Origin of the sequence: Pseudomonas sp. NFACC45 (genome assembly GCF_900113505.1) — a bacterium.
GTDB classification, from domain to species: domain Bacteria; phylum Pseudomonadota; class Gammaproteobacteria; order Pseudomonadales; family Pseudomonadaceae; genus Aquipseudomonas; species Aquipseudomonas tehranensis.
Window position 1 is genome coordinate 461,557 of the sequence record NZ_FOPO01000004.1, and the last position, 15,543, is coordinate 477,099.

At 60.3% G+C, this 15,543-nt stretch carries 14 protein-coding genes and 1 pseudogene; 13 read left to right on the forward strand and 2 right to left on the reverse strand.

Annotated features, from left to right (window positions below; all coding sequences use genetic code 11):
- Positions 1 to 66: 66 nt before the first annotated feature.
- The gene (locus BM132_RS10020) at positions 67 to 828 is read right to left on the reverse strand and encodes an SDR family NAD(P)-dependent oxidoreductase (protein WP_177218169.1); all 762 of its coding nucleotides are present in this window, start codon (positions 826 to 828) and stop codon (positions 67 to 69) included.
- A gap of 290 nt (positions 829 to 1,118) precedes the next feature.
- On the opposite strand from BM132_RS10020, the gene BM132_RS10025 reads away from it, so the two are divergent.
- The 13 genes from BM132_RS10025 (at position 1,119) to BM132_RS10085 (ending at position 15,130) form a co-directional block, all read left to right on the forward strand.
- Positions 1,119 to 1,901: a TetR/AcrR family transcriptional regulator gene (locus BM132_RS10025; protein WP_143092338.1), complete on the forward strand. Its 783-nt coding sequence runs from the start codon at positions 1,119 to 1,121 to the stop codon at positions 1,899 to 1,901.
- A gap of 362 nt (positions 1,902 to 2,263) precedes the next feature.
- The gene (locus tag BM132_RS10030; protein WP_177218170.1) at positions 2,264 to 3,076 is read left to right on the forward strand and encodes an enoyl-CoA hydratase/isomerase family protein; all 813 of its coding nucleotides are present in this window, start codon (positions 2,264 to 2,266) and stop codon (positions 3,074 to 3,076) included.
- A gap of 2 nt (positions 3,077 to 3,078) precedes the next feature.
- Complete coding sequence (locus BM132_RS10035; RefSeq protein ID WP_086936774.1) at positions 3,079 to 3,807, forward strand: SDR family NAD(P)-dependent oxidoreductase; 729 nt, start codon at positions 3,079 to 3,081, stop codon at positions 3,805 to 3,807.
- The gene (locus tag BM132_RS10040; RefSeq protein ID WP_092412217.1) at positions 3,807 to 4,712 is read left to right on the forward strand and encodes an alpha/beta hydrolase fold domain-containing protein; all 906 of its coding nucleotides are present in this window, start codon (positions 3,807 to 3,809) and stop codon (positions 4,710 to 4,712) included. Before BM132_RS10035 ends, BM132_RS10040 begins: the two co-directional genes overlap by 1 nt.
- A 10-nt stretch (positions 4,713 to 4,722) precedes the next feature.
- Complete coding sequence (locus tag BM132_RS10045; protein ID WP_218157838.1) at positions 4,723 to 6,201, forward strand: hydroxymethylglutaryl-CoA synthase family protein; 1,479 nt, start codon at positions 4,723 to 4,725, stop codon at positions 6,199 to 6,201.
- A gap of 6 nt (positions 6,202 to 6,207) precedes the next feature.
- Positions 6,208 to 7,410, forward strand: a complete 1,203-nt coding sequence (locus BM132_RS10050; RefSeq protein ID WP_092455053.1) for an acetyl-CoA acetyltransferase — start codon at positions 6,208 to 6,210, stop codon at positions 7,408 to 7,410.
- The gene (locus BM132_RS10055) at positions 7,410 to 8,192 is read left to right on the forward strand and encodes an enoyl-CoA hydratase/isomerase family protein (RefSeq protein ID WP_092455055.1); all 783 of its coding nucleotides are present in this window, start codon (positions 7,410 to 7,412) and stop codon (positions 8,190 to 8,192) included. The genes BM132_RS10050 and BM132_RS10055 overlap by 1 nt, the downstream gene beginning before the upstream one ends.
- Positions 8,189 to 8,959 carry an enoyl-CoA hydratase-related protein gene (locus BM132_RS10060; RefSeq protein WP_092455056.1) on the forward strand — a complete coding sequence of 257 codons (771 nt, stop codon included), beginning with the start codon at positions 8,189 to 8,191 and terminating at the stop codon, positions 8,957 to 8,959. The genes BM132_RS10055 and BM132_RS10060 overlap by 4 nt, the downstream gene beginning before the upstream one ends.
- Positions 8,960 to 8,961: 2 nt before the next feature.
- Positions 8,962 to 10,479, forward strand: coding sequence for a 3-hydroxyacyl-CoA dehydrogenase (locus tag BM132_RS10065; protein ID WP_092455058.1), 1,518 nt, complete (start codon positions 8,962 to 8,964; stop codon positions 10,477 to 10,479).
- On the forward strand, positions 10,472 to 11,329 hold the full coding sequence (locus BM132_RS10070; protein WP_092455059.1) for an HTD2 family dehydratase: 858 nt from the start codon (positions 10,472 to 10,474) through the stop codon (positions 11,327 to 11,329). The genes BM132_RS10065 and BM132_RS10070 overlap by 8 nt, the downstream gene beginning before the upstream one ends.
- Positions 11,326 to 12,225, forward strand: a complete 900-nt coding sequence (locus tag BM132_RS10075; RefSeq protein ID WP_092455061.1) for an HpcH/HpaI aldolase/citrate lyase family protein — start codon at positions 11,326 to 11,328, stop codon at positions 12,223 to 12,225. Before BM132_RS10070 ends, BM132_RS10075 begins: the two co-directional genes overlap by 4 nt.
- Positions 12,226 to 12,242: 17 nt before the next feature.
- Positions 12,243 to 13,913 (forward strand): acyl-CoA dehydrogenase family protein, encoded by a 1,671-nt coding sequence (locus tag BM132_RS10080; protein WP_092455063.1) that lies wholly within the window; start codon positions 12,243 to 12,245, stop codon positions 13,911 to 13,913.
- Entirely contained in the window at positions 13,913 to 15,130 is a 1,218-nt protein-coding gene (locus BM132_RS10085; protein WP_092455064.1) for a CoA transferase, read from the forward strand. The genes BM132_RS10080 and BM132_RS10085 overlap by 1 nt, the downstream gene beginning before the upstream one ends.
- A gap of 319 nt (positions 15,131 to 15,449) precedes the next feature.
- Here the strand turns inward: BM132_RS10085 and BM132_RS10090 are convergent.
- Positions 15,450 to 15,543 (reverse strand): annotated as a pseudogene (locus BM132_RS10090) (isoprenylcysteine carboxylmethyltransferase family protein); the annotation flags it as partial.

Below are 15,543 nucleotides of genomic sequence, written 5' to 3' on the forward strand. Positions count from 1 at the left end.
ATGGGGCTGTGTGCACCAGGGCTATCAAGCGCAGACCGACGGATGCGCGAAGCGCACCCAACAGCTTTAGATTTTTTCGACCTGATGCACAGTCCACCACAGGATGTTGGGCATCCAGCGCCGCAGTCTCCAGGACATGGCAGTCATCGGTCCGGGAAACACCCACAATTTGTTGCCCTTGAGTACACGCTCAATCTTGTTCAGTACCACTTCGGCGGTAATAGGCGGGAAGACGTCGAAGATCTTTGGCCATACCGTCGATTTGGCTTGATCCAGTAGCGGCGTGGCAACGATGGGTGGGCACACGCAGACGATGCGCACTCCGCTGTTGCGGGTCTCGTGGAACAGCACTTCGGTGTAGGCGGTGACTGCATGTTTGGCGGCGTTGTAGGCACCCATGTAGATGATCGGCCAATGACCCGCCATGGAGGCGTAGCTGACGAACTCCCCGCGGCCACGGGCGATCATCTTCGGCAGTGCGGCCTTGGACAGATTGACCATGCCGCCGAAGTTGATCGCCATGATGTTCTGAATGACCTCGCGCGGCTGTTCCATCAGCAGTCCCAACGGCATGATTGCGGCGGCGTTGGTCAGTCGGGTGATGGGGCCCAGCTCGGTTTCGCAGCGCTCGACCGCTGCTTCCACAGCGGTGGGGTCGGTGATGTCAACTACCAATTTCAGCAGCTTGGGTGAGGAGCCTAATTGGTTGAGGCCGGCTGCGTTGACGTCCATGGCCGCGACAGCCCAGCCATCGGACAGCGCGCGCTTGGCGCTGAGTTGCCCGAGGCCACTACCGGCACCGGTAATGAACAGAACATTCTGATTCATGGAGCACTCCAGTTTGTTGTTCCCGGTTATCCGCCGCCGGGTTTTGTTTTGGCTATTTTCAATCCTCACGGCTGGTTGCCTGTCGTCGTTTCCGACGAGATAGGGCCTCGGCCAGCCCATCGCTTTTATCGTCATCACTTTCGAGGCTTCCGAACGCCCGCTGGCACCGGCCTGCATCGCCGCCGGCGAGCTGGCGCAGCGACGAGCTAACTCAATGAATCAGTTAGCAATTTTTCATCGTGCCGATCCACTTTTGGAAATCCATGGGGGATTGCTTGTAAGCGCCGTCCTTGAGCGATTATGCCCCCGGTCGGACAATTTTCTTCAACCGCTGCAAAACCGTCGAAACCGACGAGTTGACCCATACCCCTCGCGCAGACTCTGAGCGCCCTCAGAAATCAGCAGAGTGCGTGAAAAATATGAGCAGGGTGGAAGAAGTCAAAAGGCAGGCTGTGCGCCTGATGGCGGATAAAGGCTTCGAGGCCATGTCGTTGCGCCAGCTCGCGGCGGCGCTCGGGGTGCGCTCCGGTTCGGTGTACACCCACTACGAAAGTAAAGGTCAACTGCTCTTGGATGTGCACTGCGAGTTCTTGGAAGACCTACTTTCTACCTGGTTGGAACAACGCCCAAAGCGCTTGGACAGTGTGCGGATGCTGCAACGCTTTGTGAGTGTCTACGTCAGCTTTCATTACGCAAGGCGGGCTGAAAGCCGCATCGTTCAGCTGGATTTTCGTAGCCTTGATGAAGCGGGTAGGGCGCAGGTCAGCGAACTGAGATCGCAGTATGACGCTGAGCTGGAAACGATCCTGCGGACAGGTGAACAGCGAGGTTTTTTTCAGTTTGAGGACCTGCGTAACACGTGCTTGGCAATGTTCTGCGTGTTGCAGGGTGTTTGCGCTGGCGAGGCATTGCCCGAAGCGCGTGCCCTGGAGGTGTGTCTATCCAGCATTTCGCGGCTTGCCGGCATCCCTGCGCCACCTCAATCCCGCCTGCATGGCGAACTGTATGTCACGGGCCGAGTTGCCACCGCGCTTAAGGCCTCCATCCCCCAGGATCAAAAGCATCGAGGCTGAAGTCTCCGTACAGGGAATGCGCTTTGTCGTGGTCTGGATGGGGCGGTCTTCCGATTCCGCCTCGACCTGCAAACGTCGGTTAACCAATAGCTCGAACGAAATTCGTCCAAAACGACGATTGGACGCGCGTCCTCCATCCCTAAAGTACGAAGCGTTGAAACCAGTGGCGACGAAATTCGCGTGACGGCCAACGCCAGGGTCTTCGAGTCCAACCTGCGCGCCGAAACAGTCTGGTGCGCCCCTAACGAGTACCTGTTGCGCCGCGAATCAGTTGGCCTGCGCATGGCCCGCAAAAAAGGTGGTGTTGGTCAACACCGACAAAGCCCTCTACACCCTTTCATTCCTGATTTGAGTGCCCTTTGATGAGCCAGCCTGAACTGTTGATCACCTCCGGTGCCGTGCTGTTGAGCATGCATGGCGGCGTTGCCCACTTGCACCTGAATCGCCCGGACGCCGCCAATGGTCTGGATATTCCCACGCTGCAAGACCTTATCGCGGCGCTAATGTGCTGTCATGGCGAACGGCGTGTGCGCGTGGTGTTGCTCACCGGGGCCGGCGCTAACTTCTGCGCCGGCGGCGATGTGCATACCTTTGTCGGCAAGGGTGACGATTTACCGGAGTACATCCGTCAAGCCACGGTGTATTTGCAGGCTGCCATCAGCGCCATGATCCATTTGGATGCGCCGGTAATTGCCGCTGTGCAGGGCTTTGCCGCGGGCGGCGGCGGCATGGGACTGGTGTGTGCGGCAGATGTGGTGATCGCGGGTGAGTCAGCCAAGTTTCTTGCCGGTGCCACTCGCGTGGCCATGGCGCCGGACGCTGGTTTGTCGGTGACCTTGCCGCGCCTGGTAGGACCACGCAAAGCCACTGAAATGTTGCTCATGAACCCGGTGGTGAAAGCCCCGGAAGCGCTCGCAATGGGCTTGATCAACCAAGTCGTCGCAGATGCTGAGTTGCGGACTACCGCCATGGCCTACGCCCAGCAGATGACCGAGGCCGCTCCTCTGGCTTTGGCCGCGACTAAACGTTTGCTGTGGGCGGGCATTGGTCTTGGCGTCGATGCCGCGATGCCGGAAGAAAGCCGTACCGTTGCCGAGCTGTGCCGCACCCGTGATGTGCGTGAAGGGCTGGCGGCGGTGATCGAAAAGCGCACCGCGCAGTTCGAGGGCCAATGACCATGCGTGCATTGACCGGTCAACGGGCTTTTGTCACTGGCGGTTCCAAAGGTATTGGCGAAGCCATCGTTCGGCGTCTGGCAGCCGAGGGCGCCAAGGTAGTGATTGCCGCGCAGGATATGATCAGCGCCGAGCGGCTGGCCGATGAAGTGGGCGGCCTGGCCGTTCGCCTGGATGTCACCGACCTGCTCGAAGTAGAGCGTGTGGTGACCATGCTAGGTCCATTCGAAATTTTGGTTAACAACGCTGGCTATGACCAGCATGACTTCTTCACCAAAACCACGGTGGAGCAGTGGCGCTACTTGTTGGCGGTCAACCTCGAAGGCGTATTTGCCTCAACCCACGCCGCGCTACCGGCGATGCAGGCGGCCGGTTACGGGCGAATCATTAATGTCGGGTCAGAGGCTGGCCGTCAGGGCTCCAAAGGTGGCGCCGTGTATGCCGCTGCCAAGGGCGGTGTGATCGCCTTCAGTAAATCCATTGCCCGGGAAAATGCCCGTTATGGCATCACTGTCAATGTGGTCGCGCCAGGACCAGTGGATACGCCTTTGCTGCGCAAAGCCCTCGACCGTGGCGGTGAAAAATTGTTGGCGGCCATGGAGGCCTCCACCCTGGTGGGGCGCTTGGGCGAGCCGAATGAAGTGGCGGCTGCCGTGGTGTTTCTCGCCAGTCGTGACGCCAGTTTTATTACCGGCGAAACCCTTGGTGTCTCTGGCGGGATGGGTTGCTGATGGGCGCTCAAAGCGAGGCGGTGGAACGGGTAATTGCCCGCATCCAGACCGTGTACGGCCGCTGGCGTCGGCACACGCCGATTGAAACCCTGCGCCGCGATTGGGATGACTTGTTTTGGGCCGATAAGCTGACGTGTGAAACCCAAGACGCCAGCGCCAACGGTGTGCCGGTGCGCTGGATCAAAACGCCCGGTGTCGCCGAGCAGCAGGTGTTGATTTATCTGCATGGCGGCGGATTCAAAATGGGCTCGCTCACCTCTCACCATGACCTGATGGTGCGCCTTTCTGTGGCCGCGGGTTGCAGGATCCTGGGTGTCGATTATCGCCTGCTGCCTGAGCATGGTTTTCCCGAACCCCTGCTTGATGTACTTGCGGTCTACGACTGGTTGGTGGCCCAGGGTTTTGAACCCGATCAACTGGCCATCGCGGGGGATTCCGCGGGTGGTGGGTTGGCCGCCGCGGCCTTGCTGGCCCTACGCGACAAAGGCCGCCCGTTGCCGGCCGCCGCTGTGTTGCTGTCGGCCTGGACCGACCTCAGCGCCAGTGGCGAAAGCTACCTGACCCGTGCCGAGTCTGACCCCATTCACCAACGCCCAATGATTGTTGCCCTGGCCGCGCAGTATCTGGGGAAGGACGGCGATCCGTTTGACCCTTTGGCTTCGCCGCTGCATGGCGATCTGACCGGTTTGCCGCCGTTGCTGCTCCAAGTCGGCGACCGCGAAACCGGTCTGGACGACAGCACGCTGTTTGCCGCCAAGGCCCGCGCAGCAGGGGTTGCGGTTGAGCTGCAGGTATGGCCGCAAATGTTCCACGTTTTCCAACAGTTCGCCGCCGAGCTGGCGGAAGCACGCGAGGCCATCGTTTGCATCGGTACGTTTTTACGCAAGCACTGGAACCTAAAATGAGGACTGCATTGTGAGCATCGGTATCACCGGATTCGGCGCCTATATCCCGCGCCTGCGTTTGAGCCGGCAAGCCGTGGTAGCGGCCAATGCCTGGTACGCCCCCGAGCTGAAAGGCAAAGCCCGTGGCCATCGCGCCATGGCCAACTGGGATGAGGACAGCATTACCATGGCGGTCGCGGCTGCACGCGATGCCTTGGGCGGACAGGACCTGCAGGGCCGAGTGCGCGAGGTGATTCTCGCTTCGTGCACCCTGCCGTTTGCCGAGCGCCTCAACGCGGCAGTGGTTGCCGAAGCGCTAAACCTGGGTGAGTACACTGGCGCCAGTGACGTCACCGGCTCGCAGTGCGCGGCCCTGGCCGGTTTTTCCCAAGCCTTGGCCAGTGCCGCTAGCGCCCCAGGCACTGTGTTGCTGACAGCCGCCGACAACCGCCGCACCCGCGCCGCCAGCGCGCAGGAGCTGGATTACGGTGATGGCGCTGCCGCGCTGTTGTTCGGTCGTGAACAGGTGATCGCAGAAGTGCTCGGCCAGGCGGCGTCGAGCGTCGACTTTATCGACCACTTCCGCCTCACTGGCCGCGAGATCGATTATTTCGGCGAAGAGCGTTGGGTGCGTGATGAAGGCGTTAGTCGCTGCATGCCCCAGGTGATCAAACGCGCCCTGAGCGACAGCGGCGTGGACGCCGAAGCGGTGGCACATTTCATCTTCCCCACCTCGCTGGCGAAGATGGATGCGCAACTGGCCCAGGCCTGTGGCATCCCTGCCGAAGCGGTGGTCGATGGCCTGGCGGCAGAAGTGGGTAACACTGGCGTCGGCCATGGCCTGTTGCTGCTGGCCAATGTCCTGGAAAGTGCCGAGCCGGGGCAGGTGATCGTGCTCGCCCAATTTGGCAGCGGTGCTCGCGCCGTGGTACTGCGGGTGACCGATGAAATCAAACACTTCACCGCTCGCCGTGGCGTGTCCGGCTGGCTGGCCCGTGGCCGTGAAGAGCTCAGTTATACGCGCTTTCTCACCTACAAGGGCCAGTTGCAACTGGAGCGCGGTGTGCGCGGTGAGCAAGACAAAAAGACCGCGCTGAGCACAGCCTATCGCCATCGTCGCGCCATTCTCGGCCTGGTGGCCGGGCGTTGCCGTGTGAGTGGTGACGTGCATTTCCCACCCTCACGGCTGACCTACACCCCCGATGCCGCCGCCCTGGATACGCAGGACGCCCATCCCCTGGCTGACCGCCTTGGCCGGGTGCTGAGCTGGTCCGCCGAGTCGCTGTCGTCCTATATGGCGCCGCCCCATCATTACGGGCAAATCGACTTCGAGGGGGGCGGTCGCATCCTGATGGAATTCACCGACGTCGCCAAGGGCGAAGTGCAGACCGCGCTCGAGGTGGAGATGGTCTTTCGCATCAAAGACATCGACGACCTGCGCGGTTTCAAGCGCTACTTCTGGAAAGCCACCCCCGTTCACACCCCCGCGCCGCAAGCGCCGTTGGAGTAATTCGTCATGCCCATTGGTATCAAAGACAAAGTTGCGATTCTCGGCATGGGCTGCTGCCGCTTCGGCGAGCGTTGGGACGCCAGCCCGGAAGATTTGATGGTCGAGGCTTACAGTGAGGCCATGGCTGATGCAGGCATCTCCCCGGAGCAAATCGACGCCGCCTGGTTTTCCACCCACATGGAAGATGTGGGCACCGGCCGTGGCGGTACACCGATGAGCATTGCCTTGCGGTTGCCAAATATTGGTGTAACTCGGGTAGAAAATTTCTGCGCCGGCGGTTCGGAAGCCATTCGCGCGGCGGTGTATGCGGTGGCCTCTGGCGCCTGCGATATCGCCTTGGCCCTGGGCGTGGAAAAGCTGAAAGACACCGGCTACGGCGGCCTGCCGGTAGCAACAGTCGGTACCTATATTCCGCAGTGGTACCCCAGCGCCGTGGCCCCGGCCAATTTCGCTCAACTGGCCTCGGCTTACCAGGCGCGTTTTAACGTTGACCCGCAGCTACTTAAACGGGCCATCGCCCATGTGTCGGTCAAAAGCCACGCCAACGGTGCCAAGAACTCCAAGGCGCACCTGCGCAAAATCATCACTGAAGAGCAGTGCCTGAAGGCGCCGATCATCGCTGAGCCCCTGGGCTTGTTTGATTGCTGTGGCGTTTCCGATGGGGCAGCGGCAGTGATCGTCACCCGCCCGGACATTGCCAGGGCCATGGGCAAGACCGATCTGGTGACCTTTAAGGCCCTGCAAGTGGCAGTCTCCAATGGCTGGGAAATGCAGGGCAATGGCTGGGATGGCAGCTATGTGCACACCACCCGCATTGCTGCCAGGAAAGCCTACGCCGAAGCCGGCATCACCCGGCCACGCGAACAGATCAGTCTGACTGAGGTGCACGACTGCTTCTCCATCACCGAGTTGGTGACCATGGAGGATCTGTTTCTCTCTGAGCCAGGTATGGCGGTGCGCGACGTACTGGATGGCGCCTTCGACGCCGAAGGCCGAGTGCCTTGTCAGATTGACGGCGGTCTCAAGTGCTTCGGTCACCCGGTTGGCGCCAGCGGGATCCGCATGCTCTACGAAATCTACTTGCAGCTACAGGGGCGCGCCGGTCCGCGGCAGTTGCCAGACCCGCGTACTGGGTTGATTCACAACCTTGGCGGGCAGCCATCACAGAACGTTTGCTCGATTTCCATCATTGGTAGAGAAGAAGACTGATGGCCATCCTGATTGATGATCCCGCACCCGGCGTCCGGCGGTTGCTGATTAACCGTCCCGAGAAGCGCAATGCGATAAACCATGACGTACGCCAGTCACTCATCGATGCATTGACTGAGGCGCGTGAGCAGGCGGCTTGTCGAGCCATTATCTTGGGAGGTGTTGGAGGGATGTTTTCCGCTGGTGGCGACATTACGACCATGGCTGATCTGGACGAGTCCGGTGCGCGTGAGCGAATGCAGCACATCCATCAGCTCTGCCGTTTGTTGGGGCAATTTCCGATGCCTGTCATATCGGCAGTAGAAGGCATCTGTGCAGGAGCGGGAGTTGGACTGGCGTTGCTGGGAGACGTTGTGCTCGCCGGCACCAAGACACGGTTTCTGTTCCCTTTTCTGAAGCTGGGTCTCTCTCCCGATTGGGGATTGCTGCGAACACTACCTGCCCGAGTGGGTGTCGCCGAAGCAAAGCGCATGCTGACCCACGGCCAAAACATATCCGCCGAGGAGGCCGTCGTCGCGGGTTTGGCGGATGAATGTGTTGGTCTAAATGTGATGGACTCAGCAGTCAGCCTGGCGAGCAGGATGAGTCGTTTACCGCGCGACGCGTTTTCTCGAATGAAAAATCGCCTGGATCACCCGTCGGCGAGCTTGGCCGAAGAGCTGCAGCGCGAGGAAGACGACCAGGCGGTGCTGTTGCTCGGTGCCGATTTTCGCGAAGGTTTTGCCGCTTTTGCAGAGAAGCGCGAGCCGCAGTTCACCAGCACCGTGGACTACCTGGTATGAGCGCACCGGTGGTGGTAGAGCGCAATGGCGCGGTGGCTATCTTGCGGCTGAACCGTGTTGAAAAGCGCAATGCACTGGACCTCAGCATGCGTGTCGCCATCGCCAGCGCCATGCAGGAACTGGAGCGTGACAACGGTGTGGCGGTGATCGTGATTACCGGCGGTGATAGCGTGTTTGCCGCTGGTGCCGATCTCAATCTACTGGTGGACAAGGGCGCCCAACAAGTGGCGGAGTTGGACCTGGGCCAGTACTGGGCGCCTGTGGCGAAAAGCCAGAAGCCGCTGATTGCGGCGGTCAGCGGCTTTGCCCTGGGGGCGGGCTGCGAGTTGGCGATGATGTGCGACATCCTGGTCGCCGACAACTCGGCGCGCTTCGGTCAGCCCGAAGCGAGGGTGGGCATTATGCCCGGCGCTGGCGGTACTCAGCGTTTACTGCGTGCCGTGGGTAAACCAGTGGCCAGCCTGATGCTGTTGGCCGGTGAACTGCTCAGCGCCGAGCGCGCTAGCCAGTTGGGTTTGGTCAGCGAGTTGGTGACGGAGGGCAGCGCCTTGGCGCGCGCCATCGTCCTCGCCCAAGCCACGGCAACCATGCCGCCCAAGGCCTTGCGAGCAATCAAACGGGTGCTGGCGCTGGGCGCCGATCAATCGCTGGACCTTGCACTGGCCTTGGAACATCGCGAATTCCTACTGCTGTTCGACACGCAGGACAAAACCGAAGGCATGCGTGCATTCCTTGATAAACGCCCGCCGCGCTACACGGGAAACTAAATATGAGTATCCACAGTATCGCCGTGATCGGCGCCGGCACCATGGGCCGCGGAATCGTTCAGTTATTCGCCCAAGCCGGCCATTCGGTGCGTTGTTATGACGCTGCCGAGGGCGCCGCGCAGAGCGCCATCGAGTTTGTCCGTGACCTGATCGACAGGGCTGTTAGCAAAGAACGTTACAGCCGCGAGCAAGGCGACGCGATTATCGCGCGCATGTCCGCCTGCACACACATCGAAGACTTGGCCGGTTGCGACTTGGCTATTGAAGCGGTGGTGGAGGACCTCGGTATCAAGCGTGAGTTGTTCCTTGCCCTGGAAGCGGTGCTGGGTGATACGGCGATTCTGGCCAGCAATACGTCTTCGCTAATGATCGCTGATATCGCTGCCGGTTGCCGCTGTCCCGAACGCGTGGCCGGACTGCACTTTTTCAACCCGGTACCCTTGATGAAGGTCGCCGAAGTCATCGCCGCTGTGCGTACTGCGCCCGCCACTGTCGCTGCCTTGCAATCAGTGGTAGTGGGGGCGGGTCACCGCGCGGTGGTGGCCGAAGACCAGCCGGGATTTCTGGTTAACCATGCCGGCCGTGGGCTATACACCGAGGGCTTGCGCATCCTCGAGGAGCAGGTGGCCTCGGTGCAGGACATCGACACATTGATGCGCGAAGCCGGTGGCTTTCGCATGGGCCCATTTGAGCTGCTCGACCTTACCGGGCTGGATGTGTCCGGCAAGGTGATGGAGTCCATCTACCAGCAGTTTTACCAAGAGCCGCGTTTTCGCCCATCGCCTCTGGTCGCGCCGCGCCTGGGTGCTGGCCTCTATGGACGCAAGACGGGTGAAGGCTGGTATCGCTACTGCGACAACCTCAAAAAACAGGTGGCACCTGCTCGGCCTGTTCCTGCGCTCAACCACGAGTTGTTGGTCTGGGTGGACCCGGCTGCCGACGACTACGAACGCCTGCAAGGTCTGGTGTTGGAGGTCGGCATGATGCTGCACCATCTACCTGATGAGGCGGATATATCGCTGGTGCAGTTCTGGGGCGATGACGTTTCGCGTTACTGCGCCGTGCACGGTCTCGACCCCACCCGAACGGTGGCCGTGGACCCGCTGCCTGGCCTGGAAAACCACCGTACCCTGATGCTCAGCAGCGTCACCCGTCCAGAGGTGCGCGATGCCGCCTGGGCGATGCTGGCCGCACAAGACACACCAGTGACGGTGATCAACGACAGCTGCGGGTTCGTTGTCCAGCGAGTGTTGACGACTATCGTCAATATCGCTGCCGATATTGTTCAACGGGGTATCGCCAGTGTCGCTGACATCGAAGATGCGGTGCGCCTTGGTCTGGGTTACCCGCAAGGACCGCTAAGCCTTGGCGATGCCATTGGTGGCAAGCGGGTGATGAACATTCTTACCCGCATGCATGAGCTCAGCGGTGACCCGCGTTACCGCCCCAGCCCCTGGTTGGCCCGGCGCGCGGCATTGGGGCTCTCGTTACTCACCGCAGAGACAGCGCGCGATGACTGAAATTGATATCGACTACTTGCGTGGCTGGGTAGGCCGCGAGCGTGTGCGTGAAGAACTGTTGGCGCCGTTCGCCGTCCAGGCGCTGAGCGCTACGCTGGATCGCGAACAGGTGCCTATGCAAGGCGAGACGCTGCCACCTACCTGGCAATGGCTGTACTTCAATGACTGCGCCCAGCGTACCAACCTGGGTGCTGACGGCCATGGCAGAACCGGAGGCTTCCTGCCACCGGTGCCCTTGCCTCGACGTATGTGGGCGTCGGGTGAGTTCATGTGTGAGCGACCATTGCGCATCGGCGAACTGGCCGAACAGCGCTCGGTGGTCACTTCTGTTGAGCTGAAGGAGGGAAAAACCGGGGCCCTGGTGTTTGTCAGCCTGGAACATCAGATCATCCAGCAGGGACGACGCTGTCTCGTGGAGAAACAACACTTGGTCTACCGGGAAATGGCCTACGGCCCCAGCCCCTCGCTGCCCGGCGAGCCAGCGCCAGATGAAGCGGATGTTAAGCAGCCGTTTCAACCTGACCCGGTACTGCTCTTTCGCTACAGCGCGCTGACCTTCAACGGTCACCGCATTCACTACGATCGCGACTACGCCACGCGGCAGGAGCATTATCCGGCGCTGGTGGTGCATGGCCCATTGTTGGCGACCTTACTGGCCGAGCAGGTGACGATACAAATGCCCGAGGTACGGGTAAGCAGTTTTGGTTTTCGCGCTGTGCGCCCGGTGTTCGACACTGACCATTTATTGCTGTGCAGCAAACGCAGTGGCGATCGTGTTGATCTGTGGACGCAGAACCAGGATGGCTTTGTCACCATGATCGCCACAGTCGATGTGGAGGTGCCGCAATGAGTCGTGCATTCCCAATGTGGCGCTCGCTGCTGTTTGTTCCCGCACATATTGGCAAGTTCACTGAAAAAGCCCATGAACGAAACGCTGATGCCTGCATCCTAGACCTCGAAGACAGTGTTGCTCCCGGGCAAAAGACACAAGCTCGCGACGCTGCCAGCAGCGCCGCACAGAACATCTCCAACCGTGGCCTGGATGTATTGGTGCGTATCAATACACCCGATGGCGGCGGGCTGTTGGATTTGCAGGCAATTGTCAGCCCCCCCGTTTGCGCCGTGGTGCTGCCCAAAGTGGCCTCTGCTGAGGTGGTGCGCCACGTGGCCTTGCAACTAGACCGTTTGGAAACCGAGCGGGGTATGGACGCGGGACAAACGCTGATCCTCGCGCAGATCGAAGACGTAGCGGCGTTGCCCTTACTGGATGAAATTGCCACGGCCTCGCCACGGCTGATGGGCATGAGCCTGGGCCCGGAAGATTTTTCCGTGTCCGCGGGAATGGAACCTGTGCCGGAAACGTTACTGTGGCCCAACCAGCAAGTGGCCTTTGCCTGCCGCCGCGCAGGAATTCTGCCTTTTGGTTTTCCAGGCTCGATTGCCGACTTCAGTGACATCCCACGTTTTCGTCAGGCCCTCGTACTGGGGCGGCAGCTGGGAATGATCGGCGCCTTCTGCATTCACCCTGAGCAAGTGGCAGTGCTTAACGAGGTGTTTTCTCCTAGCGATGCCGAGGTTGAATACTCCGTCGCTCTGCTGGCTGAGTATGCCTGTGCCGAAGCCGAGGGGCGAGGAGCCTTTGCCTTCCGCGGCAAGATGATCGATGCGCCGATCGTCGCCCGTGCCCGAGAGCTGCTGACCCGCCACATGTCTGCCATTCACTGCCAACGACTGCCAGCTAAATAACGTTTGGAGTTCGACCTATGCTGCCAATTACCGCTACCAACGATTTGCTGGGCCTGCTGTTACAGTTGCGCGGCGTACTGGAGCAGTCCACCAGTGCCTTGGCTTCACGCTGCACCAAGGGCCAGCAACTGGATGCTGACCTGCTGGACCTGATGCAAGTACCGACTTTCGAACTCGCTTGGGCCAGTGCTGAATTGTTGGCCGCCGAGCGTTCATTGCAGGCCATTGATGCCGGTACTAGCGCGGTGGATCGACGCCTGATTTTGGTGTTTGCTGTAGAGGCCATCACCTTGGTTCGCAATCGCTTGGAGGCAATTTGTGCTGAGCTGGATCTGGCTGATAGCGCCCTGCATGCCATCGCTGCCGACCCTAAACTGCGTGCATTACGTCGTAGTGTTTTATCGAGTGTTGCCCTGCATGACAGTGCGCGTTTAATGGTAGAACGCCCGGAGCAGATCGGTCAGGTGGCGATGGGGGACGTACTGTCGATGATTGAGGATCAGTTCCGCCGCTTCGCTGCTGACACCGTCGCACCACTTGCCGAGCACATTCATCGCGAAGATCTCACCATCCCCGACAGCTTGCTGACAGCCTTGCGCGATATGGGCGTCTTCGGGCTGTCCATTCCTGAGCAGTACGGAGGCAGCGCTCCAGACGATCAGGAGGATCCGTTAACCATGATTGTGGTCACCGAGGCCCTGTCTCAGGCTTCACTGGCTGCAGCAGGCAGCCTGATCACTCGTCCGGAAATTCTCTCGAGAGCGCTACTGAGCGGCGGCACTGAGTCCCAGAAGCAGCACTGGCTTGCGCGACTGGCTGTGGGGGAGCCGTTGTGCGCGATTGCAATTACCGAACCTGATTATGGTTCCGATGTGGCCAACCTGACCCTGCGAGGAACTCCCTGCGAGGGCGGCTGGCGCCTGAATGGAGCGAAAACCTGGTGTACCTTTGCCGGAAAGGCAGGGGTGCTGATGGTGGTCGCCCGTACTCATCCCGACAAAAAACTGGGGCACCGCGGCCTTAGTTTATTGCTGGCGGAGAAGCCTAGTTACGACGGCCATGACTTTGATTTTCGTCAACCCGGGGGAGGGCGCCTTACCGGGCGGGCAATTCCTACCATCGGCTACCGTGGCATGCATTCGTTTGATCTGTCGTTCGAGGACTTCTTTGTTCCCGACGGCAATGTGATTGGCGAGACTCAGGGCCTGGGCAGAGGTTTCTACTACACCATGGCGGGGATGACAGGCGGGCGTATGCAAACGGCCGGACGGGCCAGCGGCGTGATGCGGGCGGCTCTATTGGCGGGGCTGCAATATGCGACGGAGCGCAAGGTGTTCGGTGCCCCACTGGCGGATTATCCGCTGACCGGCGCCAAGCTGACAAAAATGGCTGCACGTTATGTCGCCAGCCGTTATCTCACCTATTCGGTGGGACGTATGCTGGCTCAGGGCGAGGGCCGAATGGAAGCAAGCCTGGTGAAGTTGTTTGCCTGCCGCAGCGCGGAAATGGTGACGCGCGAATCCCTGCAGATTCACGGGGGCATGGGCTATGCAGAGGAAGTGGCGGTGAGCCGCTACTTTGTCGACGCGCGGGTACTGTCAATTTTTGAGGGCGCCGAAGAAACCCTGGCGTTGAAAGTCATTGGCCGCAGCCTGCTGGAAGCCGCACTGAAAGCTGAGGTCGCCTGATGAGCGAGGCAATTCTCAAGGGCATGCGCGTAATTGAGGTATCGGCCTTTGTCGCCGCTCCGCTAGGTGGCATGACCCTGGCGCAGATGGGGGCCGATGTGATCCGCGTCGACGGTCTCGACGGCGGCCTGGACTATCGCCGCTGGCCGGTCACCGACGACAACACCAGCTTGTTCTGGGCCGGGCTCAATAAAGGCAAACGTTCGGTGGCCATTGATATCAACAAGCCCCAGGGCCGTGAACTGGCCCAGGCGCTGATCACCGCGCCGGGCTTAGACGCCGGCATGCTGCTGACCAATTTTCCACCCCGAGGCTGGTTAGATTATGACACCCTGCGTGCCCAGCGCGCGGACCTGATTCAGTTGACCATTCAGGGCGATCGCCATGGCGGCTCGGCGGTTGATTACACGATTAATCCGCGCATTGGTTTGCCCTATCTCACCGGCCCGCAAGACATCGATGGCGCGGTCAACCATGTGCTACCAGCCTGGGATTTGATCACTGGGCAAATGGCGGCCGTTGGGCTACTTGCCGCTGAGCGTCAGCGCAGCCGGCAGGGCATTGGTCAACAGGTGAAGCTGGCATTGGAAGATGTGGCGTTGGCAGTGATGGGCCATTTGGGCTTTCTTGCCGAAGCCCAGCGCGGCGTACAACGGCAACGCCACGGCAATGACTTGTTCGGCGCCTTTGGCCGCGACTTCGTGACCCGTGATGGGCAGCGCATTATGGTGGTTGGTCTGACCCTCAAACAGTGGCGCAGCCTCTGCGAGGTCACAGCTATCACCGAACAGGTGGAGGCCTTGGGTCGACACCTACAGGTCGATCTAAATCGCGAAGGTGAGCGTTTCCACGCCCGTGAGGCCTTGGCCTCATTGGTCAGCCCCTGGGTGGCGGAGCGCACCCTGGAAGAGATAACCGCCCTCTTTGAAGATAGCGGCGTGTGCTGGAGCCACTATCAGAGCATCAGCACCCTGCTCGAAGAAGACCCGTCCTGCTCCGAGCAAAACCCCTTGTTCAAAATACTGGAGCAACCCGGCATCGGCCAAATACTCACCCCCGGCATGCCCCTGCGTTTCAACGGCCACTACCGCACGCCGCAGCCGGCACCGCAATTGGGGGCTGATACCGAGGCGGTGTTGATGGACGTGCTGGGGTTGAGCAGTAGCGAGTTCGGCGCGTTGCATGACCAGGGATTGGTGCGTATCGCACATCGGTAGGGATGTGCCCGCGTCAACGTCGGGCGAGGATAACTGCAGGAGATCCAAACGGCCATCTTGCTCATGGTTGTCAGGTCGTGCAGTCGTAAGAGAGCCCCCCAGTCATCGTCTGTCTTATTTCGCACGCGTCTCCATGCAGACGATGCGCCGAATTGCCGTAGGTATGGCGGCTGATCAAGCAATGGCTTGAGGTGACCACCGGGCTTTTGATAGGGGTTGTTGATGCCGGCACCGATTGATTCATGTGCTAACGCAACACTGACCCACCTCCAATCGACACAAATCCAGCACAGACAGTAGTGCTGGTTTCAGGCTATTACGGGAGCAAGGCGAAGGCGATCGGCCCGTCGAAGCTGATCGCAAGGCCAGCATAGATAAGCGCCATGCCGAGATACATAGGGTTGCGGGTCCAC